Annotated in this window: 11 protein-coding genes and 1 pseudogene; 1 reads left to right on the plus strand and 11 read right to left on the minus strand. The window is 54.5% G+C overall.

What is annotated here, in order from left to right:
• Positions 1-163: 163 nt before the first annotated feature.
• The 11 genes and pseudogenes from NR114_RS24300 to NR114_RS16310 all read right to left on the minus strand — a co-directional run.
• Positions 164-246: pseudogene (locus NR114_RS24300) on the minus strand (type II toxin-antitoxin system PemK/MazF family toxin); the annotation flags it as partial.
• A gap of 139 nt (positions 247-385) precedes the next feature.
• Positions 386-1,312 (minus strand): ribokinase, encoded by a 927-nt coding sequence (rbsK, locus tag NR114_RS16265; protein WP_046373109.1) that lies wholly within the window; start codon positions 1,310-1,312, stop codon positions 386-388.
• Positions 1,309-2,253 (minus strand): allose kinase, encoded by a 945-nt coding sequence (gene alsK / locus NR114_RS16270; protein ID WP_046373108.1) that lies wholly within the window; start codon positions 2,251-2,253, stop codon positions 1,309-1,311. The genes rbsK and alsK overlap by 4 nt, the downstream gene beginning before the upstream one ends.
• A gap of 15 nt (positions 2,254-2,268) precedes the next feature.
• Positions 2,269-2,949 carry a D-allulose 6-phosphate 3-epimerase gene (gene alsE / locus NR114_RS16275; RefSeq protein WP_046373107.1) on the minus strand — a complete coding sequence of 227 codons (681 nt, stop codon included), beginning with the start codon at positions 2,947-2,949 and terminating at the stop codon, positions 2,269-2,271.
• A gap of 32 nt (positions 2,950-2,981) precedes the next feature.
• Positions 2,982-4,052 carry an ABC transporter permease gene (locus NR114_RS16280; RefSeq protein WP_256813489.1) on the minus strand — a complete coding sequence of 357 codons (1,071 nt, stop codon included), beginning with the start codon at positions 4,050-4,052 and terminating at the stop codon, positions 2,982-2,984.
• Positions 4,053-4,063: 11 nt separating this feature from the next.
• Positions 4,064-5,053, minus strand: coding sequence for an ABC transporter permease (locus NR114_RS16285; protein ID WP_256813487.1), 990 nt, complete (start codon positions 5,051-5,053; stop codon positions 4,064-4,066).
• Complete coding sequence (locus tag NR114_RS16290; protein ID WP_256813486.1) at positions 5,046-6,578, minus strand: sugar ABC transporter ATP-binding protein; 1,533 nt, start codon at positions 6,576-6,578, stop codon at positions 5,046-5,048. Before NR114_RS16290 ends, NR114_RS16285 begins: the two co-directional genes overlap by 8 nt.
• Positions 6,579-6,580: 2 nt before the next feature.
• The gene (locus NR114_RS16295; RefSeq protein WP_306217612.1) at positions 6,581-7,567 is read right to left on the minus strand and encodes a substrate-binding domain-containing protein; all 987 of its coding nucleotides are present in this window, start codon (positions 7,565-7,567) and stop codon (positions 6,581-6,583) included.
• 18 nt (positions 7,568-7,585) lie between these two features.
• Positions 7,586-8,443, minus strand: coding sequence for a DeoR/GlpR family DNA-binding transcription regulator (locus NR114_RS16300; RefSeq protein WP_129983392.1), 858 nt, complete (start codon positions 8,441-8,443; stop codon positions 7,586-7,588).
• Positions 8,444-9,051: 608 nt separating this feature from the next.
• A complete protein-coding gene (locus tag NR114_RS16305; RefSeq protein WP_020827733.1) occupies positions 9,052-9,843 on the minus strand; it encodes a PhzF family phenazine biosynthesis protein in 792 nt (263 codons plus the stop codon).
• Between the two features lie 215 nt (positions 9,844-10,058).
• Positions 10,059-11,012 carry a LysR family transcriptional regulator gene (locus NR114_RS16310; protein ID WP_234528956.1) on the minus strand — a complete coding sequence of 318 codons (954 nt, stop codon included), beginning with the start codon at positions 11,010-11,012 and terminating at the stop codon, positions 10,059-10,061.
• 139 nt (positions 11,013-11,151) lie between these two features.
• On the opposite strand from NR114_RS16310, the gene NR114_RS16315 reads away from it, so the two are divergent.
• Positions 11,152-12,321 (plus strand): M20 aminoacylase family protein, encoded by a 1,170-nt coding sequence (locus NR114_RS16315; RefSeq protein ID WP_256813484.1) that lies wholly within the window; start codon positions 11,152-11,154, stop codon positions 12,319-12,321.
• The last annotated feature ends 35 nt before the right edge of the window (positions 12,322-12,356 follow it).

Raw genomic sequence — 12,356 nt, forward strand, 5'->3', positions numbered from 1 at the left:
GAGGAGCCATATTAAAGACGCCCGCTTAAGGAAACTTAAGCGGGCGTTTTGCTTTCAGGCATTCTGATACTGTGAATTACATAAGCTGTAGGCCCAATCAGCGCTGCGCCATCAGATAATCATACGGAACTTACGCCGGACATTTATCAGTCGTACCCTCGCATCAGCTCAGAATGGCTTCCAGTCTGGCCAGCACTTCATTCACAACAGCGTCAGGTATAGTTCCAGTCGCTTACCGCTCCGGGCTCACATGGCTAGTGAAAATGCCCTTTTACCAACAACAAAAGCAGCAACTTCTTGCCACGATAATATTCCAGCCTTCCCTCGTTGTGAGCAGAAAGTATAAGGCAAAGCTGACTGAAACCCTCTGCGAGAAGGCGTTAAACTACCTTCTCCCCATTCTTTCCTTAGCCTCTTCATAGTTCGGCATTGAAGCTGCTGCGCCTGCGCGTTCGACGCATATGGACGCATAGGCGGAGGCAAACTGCGCGGCCTCTGAAAGGGTGAGGCCAGCAGCAAGCTGTGAGGCCAGTGCACCGTTGAAGGCGTCACCTGCGCCGGTGGTATCGACCGGCGCGGCCGGGCAGGCGGCGATCAGTTGCGTTTCCCCCTTCACCGAAAGCAGCGAACCCCGAGTGCCGAGGGTAATTATCAGCGCCTGAATTCCTTTGGCATGCAGCACATGAGCAGCACGCTGGGCGGAGGGAATGTCATGGACTTCAATACCACTTAGCAGCGTGCATTCGGTGGCGTTTGGCGTAAGCAAATCTACCTGTTTCAGTAAACGATCGGAAACCGGCTGGTACGGTGCAGGATTGAGAATAATGTAGGTTCCATTATCTTTCGCAATAGCGATCAGTTTTTCGATTGCCGGCAGGTTATTTTCCAACTGGGTCAGCAGAATATCTGCTGCCGCCACCGCAGGACGGCACTGTTCGACTTCTTCGTCGGTAACCGTCAGGTTCGCGCCGGGATCTACCGCAATCATGTTTTCAGCCTCGGCCCCGGCGACATAAATCAACGCATTGCCAGTAGGGCATTCACTGGTGGAAAACAATGTGACGGCATCAAAACCAGCGCTCTCGAGGTGCCGGCGGGCAAACATGCCGAAATCATCGCGGCCGACTTTGCCGATGTAATGCACTCGCGCACCAGCTCGCAGGGCAGCTACGGCCTGGTTCGCTCCTTTGCCGCCCGCACCCATCATGCTGTTGCGGGCAATCAGGGATTCTCCCGGTTGGGGGAAACGAGCCATGCCTGCGACAATATCGAGGTTGAAAGAACCAAATACGCACACCTTGCCTTTGTTCATGCCTCTCTCCTGAAGGAAAATGTTCCGCCGGCCAAGGCTGGCTGCGGCGGAAAAATGCGCTGTGCGGCTAAACACGCGCCACGACACCCGGTCTCGTCGGTGACGGCGCTGAAATGGATTGTCAGGCTGGCAGCCGGAAACGGACTGCGTAAATGGCTGCGTAACTGCTGTTCGAGTTCGGCCAGCGGGAAGTTCTCCATCGCCAGCACGCCGCCGCCCAACACTAAATACTCGGGATCAAGAATGTTCATTTCGCTGGCCACGGTGCGCGCCAGTCGTGCTACAAATTCGATTAAATCGACGTGCCCGGCATGATGTACAAACAGTTCGGCGAACGGCGTCTGTGGCGCGTGTTGCCGCGCCCAGCCGGTCAGCCAGTTACCCGAAGTCACCGTCTCGACGCAGCCGGCTTTACCGCACGGACAGAGCAGCGGATTTCCCGCCAGAGGAATGTGCCCGATCTCGCCTGCACCGCCGTGCGCGCCGTGGTAAAAATCGCCGTTGATCCACAAACTGTTGCCCATCCCGGTGCCAAGATAAAGCCCGACGGCGATATCCGGCAGCGCACTCTGCTGCGTTAAATCCCACCACATCAGATGGTTAACGTCTTTATCCATCGCTACCGGTAGATGCAAACGTGCTGAAAGCAGTGCCGCCACCGGCTGGTTATCCAGCGCGGAGATAAACGGCAGCGACAATACGATCTGGCGGTCACGCGAAAGTATGCCCGGCATTCCGAGCATCACCTGCGACACCTGATGATGCGGATCTTGCTCCTGCAAATATGCCGTGATCAGGTTTTTCAGCCCCTGTAACGGATCAGACTGTCCCGCCCAACTTTGTGTCGGGGTTTTGTGATAACCGCGAAAATTGCGCTGGCTGTCCATCAGCATTAAACGGGTATTGGTGCCCCCAACATCGACTCCAAGAAAGTGCGGCATACGACTCTCCTGCCCTCAGGCTGCGTGACGCGCCTGACGCATCTGATCAAGCATTTTGTCCCAGGCAACATCCAGATCGCTGTCCAGCGTGAACAGGCCGGAACTGCCGACGATCAGTACTTCCGCGCCAGCACCCATCAGATCCTGATAGGTACGCAGGTTGCAGGAGCCGTCGATTTCGATCAGATAACGGTAGCCTTTTTGCTGTTTGAGGTCTCGCAGCTGAGCGATTTTCCCAAGCATTTCAGGAATGAACGGCTGACCGGCATAGCCCGGGTCCACGGTCATCACGGTAATTTTATCCAGCAGATGAATATAGTGCTGGATGTACTCCACCGGCGTCGCAGGGTTGAGCACTACGCCGACTTTTTTCCCCAGCGAGCGGATCTGATTAATGATGCGAAACGCGTCGCGGTTAATAGTTTCGGCGTGAGGGCAGATAAAATCAGCACCGGCTTTGGCAATCGGCTCGATAAAGTCCGCCGGATTTTCCACCATCATATGCACGTCCAGAACAAGCGGTGTGTACGGACGGATCTGCTCGATAAAGAACGGCGACAGCGTAATATTTTTAACGTAATGGCCGTCCATGATGTCGATGTGCAGCATGTCCGCGCGGCGATTCAACACTTCGAGTTGCTGTTTAATGTCGATCAGGCTCATGCACATCAGCGACGGAGAAATTTTGTATTCCATGATGTTTTCCTAAGTCAGAAGCAATTTTCAAATTAAGATTGAGCCGCACGCGCTTTGGCGGCGCTCATTCTCCCCGCCCTTTTTTGCAGATAACGGCTGCGGAAGAATTTCACCGCCAGTACCACAATCAATACCGCACCCCACATCGCCAGGCTGAAATGCGGGCTGACGTTCATCAGGTTCAGGCCGGTGGAAATCACTTGAAGGACAATCAGTGAGAGCACCACGCCTGCCACTTTACCGAAACCACCGTTCGGATCGGTACCGCCGAGAATGATGGCAAGAACCGTCAGCAGCAGATACGAATCACCGTAACCCATGCGTGCCGAGTTGAAGCGCGCCATCATAATCAGCCCGGCAATCACGCATAGCATGCTGGAAATCACGTAGATGGCGATCAGTACGCGGTGCGTATTGACACCGCTGAAATGAGTAGCGTTGATGTTGCTGCCGCTCATGTAGACGTATTTACCGAGACGGGTGCGCTCTAATAACACCGCAACCAGGACCGCAGTCAGCAAGAAGATAATCAGCGGGACGGGCACACCGAGCAGGGTTTCCGCACCGATAAAGCGCACGATATCCGGCATACCGCTGATAGCCGCGCCGCGTGAAAGGTAAATGCCGACTCCGTTCACCATGGTCATGGTTGCCAGAGTCACCAGAATCGGATGCGCGCCGACATACGCCACCAGCGCACCGGTCAGCATGCCAATTACCAGCGCCAGGATCATTGCGCCGACCAGCGCCAGTGTCAGCCAGACCGCTTGCATCATCATTCCGGCATCAGGTGGCAGACAGGTGAGAAACACCCACGCCATCAGCAGACTGGTCAGGTTAGCGGTAGCGATAATGCACAAGTTCAGTCCGCCGCTGAGAATGGGAATAAACATCGCCAGCGTAAGCAAACCCAACTCCGGCAACTGGAAGGCCACGCTCATAAAGGTAGAATCATTGAAGAAACGCCCCGGCATCGCCAGGCTGAAGCCGGTAATCACCACCAGCAATAACAGCGATAATCCGAACGTGGTGTTGTCAATTTTCAACCGCTGCCGATTATCTGTTTTGGCTTTAAAACTGATATTTTTACTTTTCTCGAACATAGCGGTTTTCCTCAGGCGAAGCCGACTTCGGTTTCTTTGCGTTTCTTATAATGGGTGACGGTAATGGCGACGACGATCACCGCACCGATGACGATGTTCATGAAGTAACTGGAAACGCCGATCAGGTTGAGGCCGTTTTTCATCACGCCAATCAGGAACACGCCCATCAGTGTGCCGACCACGCTGCCTTTGCCACCGTTGAGACTGGCGCCGCCGAGCACCGCGGCCGCCAGTACATCCAGCTCGCCGCCGACCAGCGCATTCGGCACCACTTCACCGACGCGATACACCTGCACCAACCCGCCAATCGCCGCCATCGCGCCGAGATATCCGTAGGCAAACAGATGCAGCAGCCCGACGCGGATACCGATACGTCGCGCGGATTCCTGATCACCTCCGACGGCAAACAGCTGGCGTCCGAGATGGGTTTTGTTGAGCAGGATCCAGCTCAGTCCGGCGACCGCCAGCATGACCACCACTGGCAAACCAATCTGGTAATGCTGCTCGCCGACGCTGAACGGCAGCACGCGAATCGGCGTCGTCAGCCAGTCCGGCAGGTCGTATAAACTGGTGCCGTTGGTCAGCCACATCAGCATTCCAAACAGCAGTGATTGCATACTGATGGTGACGATGATCGACACGATGCGCAGGCAGTAGATCAGAATCGCGTTGATCATCCCTAGCACCGTGCCGATGGCGACCGCCAATAAAATGCTGCCGGTCGGGCTGCTCAGGCCGTAGTGGATCGCCAGCGTAGCGATGAGGTACTGCACGACAGAAGCCACAGCGGCGAACGCAATATCGATACCGCCGGTGACCAGCACCATAAACAGGCCGAGGGCGAAGATGCCGCTGACCGCGTAGCTTTCGGTCAGATCCAGCAAGTTCTGCAAGGTCAGAAACTGGTTGGTGAGTAAGGAAAAGGTGACGATCACCACTAGCAATACCCAGGCTAAATAGCCTTCGTTGCTGGACGGGCGTAACCGGCTGAGCTTAAGCATTGACCGCCTCCGCAAGTTGTTGCTGGGTGATCGCGCCCGGCAGATATTCGCCGACCACCGTGCCGTCACTGAAATGCAGCACGCGATCGCAGTTGAAATAGACTTCCGGCACTTCGTCAGAAATCAGCAGGATGGAAATCCCCTCTTCTGCCATCTGTTGGATCAGCTGATAAATACTGGCTTTCGCACCGACATCGACGCCAACCGTCGGCGAATCGAGGATCAGGATTTTCGGCTGCGTTAGTACCCATTTCGCGAGCACGATCTTTTGCTGATTGCCACCGGAAAGCGTGGAAATCGCCTGGTCCGGATTGGCGACTTTTACGCCGAGTTTTTCGATCCACTGATGGATAATTTTATTTTTGCGGTATTCGTCGATCAGGTGAAAACGATTACGCAACTGATCCATGATCGCCAGCACAGTGTTGTCACCGACCGACTGTTGCTGAACCAGACCAAGCGTCAGGCGATCTTCCGAGACGTAACCGACGCCGGATTTGATCGCGTCTTCGTGGCTGCGAAAGCGCACCGGTTTACTGTCGAGGTAGATTTTTCCGCTGTCCGGTTTGGTCATGCCAAACAGGCTGAGCGCCAGTTCAGTACGACCGCTACCGAGCAATCCGCAGAGCCCCAGCACTTCTCCGGCGTGCAGTTTAAAACTGACGTCGTGATACTGGCCCGCACGGGTGAGTTTGTCGGTTTCCAGCATGATGCGTTCGACATTCATGTTGGCGGCTTTCAGGCGGTAATCGAGTTTCAGCCCGGTCATCAGTTCGGTCAGGTATTCGCTGCTGACTTCAGACGCCGGGAACGTGCCGACTTTTTTGCCGTCGCGTATAACCGTCACGCTGTCGGAAATCTCCAGCACCTCATCGAGGCGATGGCTGACGAACACCACGCTGATGCCTTTGCTTTTCAGATAGTGCACGGTGCGCAGCAGCTGATTCACTTCGGTGCGGGTCAGCGAGGCGGTCGGCTCATCCATAATCACTAAGCGCGCATCGGCCACCAACGCCCGGCAAATCGCCACCTGCTGACGCTGGGCAATCGGCAACGCCGAGACTTTGCTGTCGAGATCCAGCGTGTAATTCAGTTCAGTCAGAATGCGCTGCGCGGTTTCCCGCAGACGTGACGGGCGGTACCAGCCCATCAACCCCTGTAAGTTGTGGTCGAAGGCGATATTCTCGAACACGCTGAGGTTCGGGAACAGCGACAGGTCCTGATAAATCACCTGCACACCAAACTGCCGTGCCTGATCCGGTGACAGCTTGCCGAAACTCTGGCTGCCCTGCGACGGCGAGCTGAGCGTGATCTGGCAACCGTTGTCCGGCTGATAAACCCCCGAGATCACTTTGATCAACGTACTTTTCCCGCAGCCGTTGGTGCCCGCCAGGCAGTGAACTTCGCCCTGCATCAGCCGCAGGGAAATGTCGTTAAGCGCACGCTGTCCACCAAAGGTCACCGACAGGTTTTGCACATCAATCAGCGGCGCGTTATCTGTTTGAACGATCTCGGAGATTGCCATGATTACAGCCCCATTTTGACCAGTTTCGGCAGGTTGGCTTTATCCAGACTTTCGGTTTCGTTGCCCAGAATAGTGCGGGTTGCTTCATCCACTTTCACTTTGCCCATACCTTCAATGGTCATGCCGTCGGTAATTTTCTCACCTTTCTCCAGTTTCTCGGCGATGCGCACGAAGACTTCTCCAGCCACCATCGGATTCCAAATAAAACCCCCTTTGATCGCCCCGGCTTTGACCAGACTTGCGCCCTGACCCGGACTGAACGGCCCGAAGACGCAGACGTCGTCAGTTTTGCCACGGTTAAGCACTGCGCGGCCAGCGCCAATCGGCCCCTGAGAACCGATCGCCAGAATACCTTTCAGGTTAGCGTCTTTGGACATCAGGTCGTTGGTGGTGCGGATGCTGTCATCGAGTGACTCACCCACGCCAAATTTATCGCCGACCAGATGCATATCCGGGTAGTGCTCTTTCTGATAATTGATGGCGGCATCGGCCCATTTCTGATGCAGCGGAACGGTCAAACTGCCGACGTACACCGCGTAATCGCCCTTCTCTTTCATGCACTGCGCCAGCGCGACCATATGATTGATACCGTGCTGGGTGGCATCGACCATTTCGAAATCCCAGTCGGCATATTTTTGATCCGGCGATTCATGCACGATGATTTTTATCCCTGCATCGTGGGCACGTTTCAGTACTGGCTCCAGCACGCGGGCGTCGTTAGGTACCACACCGATCACATCCACTTTTTGCGCGATCAGATCTTCAATCGCACGCACCTGCAATGCCGGATCCGCGCTGGTCGGCCCGACCTGCCACGCGTCGATCCCACGTTTGGCCGCTTCACTTTTGATCCCGGCTTCCATCGCGTTGAACCAGGCGTTACCGCCGACTTTCACCACCACGCCCATGCGGATTTTGTCGGCGGCGTGTGCCGACAGGGACAACATGGCTGTCGCGAACAGGCAGGCAAGAACGGATTTCTTGATCATGTTTACTCTCCTGGGAGGTCAGTTATGTGCCGCAGCTAACGGGCCGTTGCGGCTGTTTTTAGTTTTTTTCTGTAGGGGTGATGGCGAAACTTCAATAACGTTAACGTTGCTCCAGGCCAGTTCCTGGCGGAATTCTTCATCTTCCAGATGGTCTGTTATAAGTGTGTCGATTTCCCGGTAGTGGCAGATCCGCGCAAAAGAGCGGCGGCCGAATTTGCTGGAGTCAGCCAACAAAATTTTGTGCTCGGAGGAAAGCAGCATTTGCTGTTTCAGCCGTGCGTGATGTTCGTTGCTTTCACGGATACCGCCTTCGTGACAGATGCCGTGACAGGAGAAAAACAGTTTGTTGATAACGAACTCTTTCAGCATTTGCTCGGCCAGCACGCCAACGAAATCTTCATATTTCGCCGAGTATTCGCCGCCCAGCCCGATGACGCGTACATTGGCCTTCACTGCCAACGTCTGAATGATGTGCACCGAGTTGGTCAGCACCACCAACTGAATGTCGGGCAACTGGCGGGCCAGAAACCAACTGCTGGAACTGCTGTCGAGCAGCAGGCAATCACCGGTATTAATGAGCTGCAATGCCCGTTTGGCGATGCGAGTTTTGCTGTCCGGCGACTGATTACTGCGATCGCGAAACGATTCCCCCTGTTCAATCTGCGACGGTACATACGTTTTTTCTGCCGTCGAATGTTCCATAAACACCGCACCGCCATGGCTGCGTAATAGCACGCCGCGCTTTTCCAGCAGCGCCAAATCCCGCCGCGCCGTTTCCAGCGAGATACGGCATAACTGCGCCACTTCCTGTACCAGGATGCGTCCGCGCTGGCTGAGAATTTCGGTGATATAACGATGTCGCTCTATTGGCAGCATGTGGTGATTCCTCTTTCCCGATGTCAAATAGGATACGCAGCCGGACGTTCACGGAATGCGCAATGCCTCAAAGGCGGCTCTGTGTATTTTTTGCTACCCTCGCCCCGTGATAGTTGTCACGAAAAGGTGAGAAAAGATGAAATGTTAAAGTTTGGAGCTGTGGCGAGAACTGCATTAAATCGTCATTTGCCTTGCAACAGGACAGTGACAGCTTTGCAAACGGTCACAATTCCTCGCGGCCTGCGATGACCACGAATGACCGTTTATGAGGATTTGACCGTTTGGCGATAAAAAAGACGCCGGATGGCGTCTTCAGAAGTCGGCGTACTGCTCGATAGCGGATATCACGCCTCGAGTTTCAGTGGTTCAATAACACTCTACAGATAAGCCCCTCAGGGCTGATGGTGATTGCCCGTCAGAGATGCACAACTGACGGCAACTGCTGCTATTAACATCAGAATAAATATTCTTATCATGAGTAAGTCCATTGGCCTGTGCCCTGAGGATGGATGAACTATGAAGTTAGTTGTGGCAGCTTATGGGGCTGAGCTGCCGGAGGCAGTTATAGAGAACAGCAGACCTTATATTTTGAGCAGCATTCAATAGGTCTAGCGCAACAGCACTTTGCCTATCAAATAGGTTGTTGCCTGTCCGCCGATGTAAACGCGATCGCCCACTAGCTGGCAGCGTAAATCCCCGCCACGCTCTAATCCCTGATGCGCCAACATCTGCGTTTTATTCAGTTTTTCAGCCCAGTAAGGAATGAGCATGCTATGCGCCGAACCTGTAACAGGGTCTTCCGCTACGGCTTCACCTGGGCAGAAGAAACGGCTAACAAAATCGTATTCACCGTCACCTGCAGCCGTTATACACACCATTTTTCCCAGGGGAAGCATGCCATTGATATTCGGGCGTACAGTTTCGACCTGCTGCCGATTCTCCATTACTACCAGGTAATCACGCGCCACGCGCACTTCTTTGCATTCTGTGATGCCCAACGTGTCCAGCAATAATGCCGGTGGCATGACAGGCTTGGTTTCCCATGCAGGAAAATCGAGCGTCAGCCATTTATCGTTGCGTACCACCGTCAGCGGGCCAACAAATCGGGTAGCAAAATGAATAGTCGAACCTGGGTAATCAAGATGTTCAAAGATAACGTGCGCAGCTGCCAGTGTGGCATGCCCACACAGATTTATTTCAGCCAGGGAGGTAAACCATCGCAACTCAAAGCCAGTATCATTTGCGACAAAGAATGCTGTTTCTGACTGGTTATGCTGCTGGGCCATTTTCAATAATGTCTCATCAGGCAACCATTCTGTTAACGGACATACCGCTGCGGCATTACCGCCAAAAGTCGTGTTGCTAAAGGCATCTATCATGTAAAAATCAATTTGTTGCATGGCGTAAATCTCTAATCGATCTTCGGGCAGCCCACACTCTACCACGCCACGACAACATGCAATTTCGTATTTTTCATGTATCCACATCCCCCCGAAAAAATGAAGATAGCGTCTAACTAACACTGAATACGGTATAACGTTTTCTTCGATATGAAGACATCTGCTTCACGCCCTGAATAGCCGCCCCTCCAACCCGCTCGTACCACTCCCTATTCCTAAATCAACAGCCTCACCCGATCATAAATCAGTCGGTCCTCCTGTCGTGCGGAGCGGGCGTGCTGGCGCAGAGTGCGAATCAGGTTATCTATCAGCGCATGAGCGGCGGTGCTGAGAATGCTGTTGCGCCGAGTCACGATATTCAGCCGTGCCGGATCGCAACTTTCCCGCAGCGCCAACGGCTGCAAACGCCCGGCAAACTGCGGCAGGCCGACCAACGGCGCCGGACACCAGGTACACATGTCCGCCGATTCCACCATCGCCTGCAGCATGCCAAGGGAATGCGCATGAATAATACGATTCGGATCGAGGTGAGCGCCGTGGCGGCTGAACAGTTGATGAATTAAATCGTCATGATTTTCCGGTGTGTAGTTCAGCACCCAATCCTGCTCCAGCAACTGGTGAATCGAGGTGCTTTGGCTCAACGAATGCCCCTGCCGCACCATCACCGCCGTTTCATAATCGAGCAAGGGTTCGCAATGAAACTCCTGCGGTGCCATCGAAACCGGAAGCGGCGTGATGGCAAAATCCATCGTGCCCTCACGCAGTTGTGATTGCGCGTTGGCCATCAAGCTTTCAAACAGTTCCAGTTTCACCTTGGGCATCTTTTTGCGAAAGGCCAACACCGCCGTCGGTAACACCGTCAACATCAACCACGGCGTAATGGCCGCTTTCACCTGCTCTTGCGCTAACCCGCGTAACCCCGCCATTTCATTATTAGCCTGTTCCAGCTGATTCAGCACCAACCGGGCATGTGCCAACAGCGTTTTCCCGTACGGCGTAAACCCCAGCCCGCTCGGAGAGCGAAGCAGCAACGGCAGTTCCTGTTGTTGCTCCAGTTCACGCAAAGCGCGCGTAACCGCTGCCTGTGAAAGCCCCAATTGCCTCGCGGCGGCGCGGATACTGCCGCCGTCAGCGCTGGCCACCAATGCCTGTAACTGATGCAGTTTCATGATGCCCCCATGACAACCTATTGTTGTCAGCATAACCGAACGGCGGCTCCCCGACCAACGGGTTGTTTGCTAGTGTCGGGAGTATCTTGTTTTCCGCTTATCGAACGTCGGAAATCGAATATTCAATCAGGATATCGCGATGAATAATCCGCTTGTCTTACCTGAAATAGCGGCAGTTAAGCATGAAATGGTCGCTATCCGCCGCCATATTCATGCTCACCCCGAATTGGGGTTCAACGAGTTTGCCACCGGCGAGTTGGTCGCAAAACTGCTGTCCAACTGGGGCTATCAGGTTACTCGGGAATTGGGGCAAACAGGCGTTGTCGCCACCTTGCGGCGAGGCTCGGGAAGATCACTGGGTTTGCGTGCCGATATGGATGCATTGCCGATTGAAGAAACCAGCGGATTAAGCTACACCAGCACCCACCGCGGCGTGATGCATGCCTGCGGTCATGATGGCCACACCACTATGCTGCTGGCAGCAGCGCGTTACCTGGCGCAACACTCTGATTTTACCGGGACTCTGCATCTGATTTTTCAGCCAGCGGAAGAAGGCGGCGGCGGCGCCAGAGTGATGATTGAAGACGGCTTGTTCGAACGGTTTCCCTGTGATGCGGTGTTCGCCATGCACAACGTACCCGGCTTTCCGGTCGGTCAGTTGGGCTTTGCCAGCGGCGCTTTCATGTGTTCGGCCGATACGGTCAATATTACCCTGCACGGTCATGGCGGCCATGGCGCGGTGCCGCAGCACACGGTCGATCCGGTGGTGGTTTGCGCCGCCATTGTGATGAGTCTGCAAACCATCGTCTCCAGAAATATCGATCCGCAGGAAACGGCAATCGTGACGGTTGGCGCGATCCAGGCAGGCCGTGCCGCCAACGTGATCCCTGCCACAGCAACCATGACGCTAAGCGTACGCGCACTGGATGCGGGAGTTCGCCAACGGCTGGAAAACCGCATTACGGCGCTGGTAGAAGCGCAAGCCGCCAGTTTTGGTGCTCGGGCGGACATTGATTACCAACAGGGTTATCCGGTTTTGGTAAATCACGTGGCGGAAACTGAGCTGGCACGCACAGTCGCATTGGACTGGGCGGGTGAACAGCAGTTGATCACGTCTCTGCGCCCCTTTACCGCTAGCGAAGACTTCGCATTTATGTTGGAAAAATGCCCCGGCAGCTATATCTCGATCGGCAATGGGGATAGTACGCCCGGCAATTCGCTACATAACGCCGGTTACGATTTTAACGACGAGTGCCTGCCGATTGGCGCCACTTACTGGGTCAAGCTGGTTGAGCGCTTTTTGGCTTGATCCCTTTTGCACACCATTACGCCGAGGAACATAAA

The organism is Serratia sp. Ser99 (genome assembly GCF_024519545.1).
Lineage (GTDB): Bacteria > Pseudomonadota > Gammaproteobacteria > Enterobacterales > Enterobacteriaceae > Serratia > Serratia liquefaciens.

What these genes read in the sequence shown, in the direction of transcription:
- NR114_RS16315 (WP_256813484.1), top strand. Translation starts at nt 11,152, where the DNA reads ATGAATAATCCGCTTGTCTTACCTGAAATAGCGGCAGTTAAGCATGAA.
- NR114_RS16285 (WP_256813487.1), bottom strand. Translation starts at nt 5,053, where the DNA reads ATGCTTAAGCTCAGCCGGTTACGCCCGTCCAGCAACGAAGGCTATTTA.
- NR114_RS16305 (WP_020827733.1), bottom strand. Translation starts at nt 9,843, where the DNA reads ATGCAACAAATTGATTTTTACATGATAGATGCCTTTAGCAACACGACT.
- NR114_RS16290 (WP_256813486.1), bottom strand. Translation starts at nt 6,578, where the DNA reads ATGGCAATCTCCGAGATCGTTCAAACAGATAACGCGCCGCTGATTGAT.
- alsE (WP_046373107.1), bottom strand. Translation starts at nt 2,949, where the DNA reads ATGGAATACAAAATTTCTCCGTCGCTGATGTGCATGAGCCTGATCGAC.
- NR114_RS16295 (WP_306217612.1), bottom strand. Translation starts at nt 7,567, where the DNA reads ATGATCAAGAAATCCGTTCTTGCCTGCCTGTTCGCGACAGCCATGTTG.
- NR114_RS16280 (WP_256813489.1), bottom strand. Translation starts at nt 4,052, where the DNA reads ATGTTCGAGAAAAGTAAAAATATCAGTTTTAAAGCCAAAACAGATAAT.
- NR114_RS16300 (WP_129983392.1), bottom strand. Translation starts at nt 8,443, where the DNA reads ATGCTGCCAATAGAGCGACATCGTTATATCACCGAAATTCTCAGCCAG.
- NR114_RS16310 (WP_234528956.1), bottom strand. Translation starts at nt 11,012, where the DNA reads ATGAAACTGCATCAGTTACAGGCATTGGTGGCCAGCGCTGACGGCGGC.
- rbsK (WP_046373109.1), bottom strand. Translation starts at nt 1,312, where the DNA reads ATGAACAAAGGCAAGGTGTGCGTATTTGGTTCTTTCAACCTCGATATT.
- alsK (WP_046373108.1), bottom strand. Translation starts at nt 2,253, where the DNA reads ATGCCGCACTTTCTTGGAGTCGATGTTGGGGGCACCAATACCCGTTTA.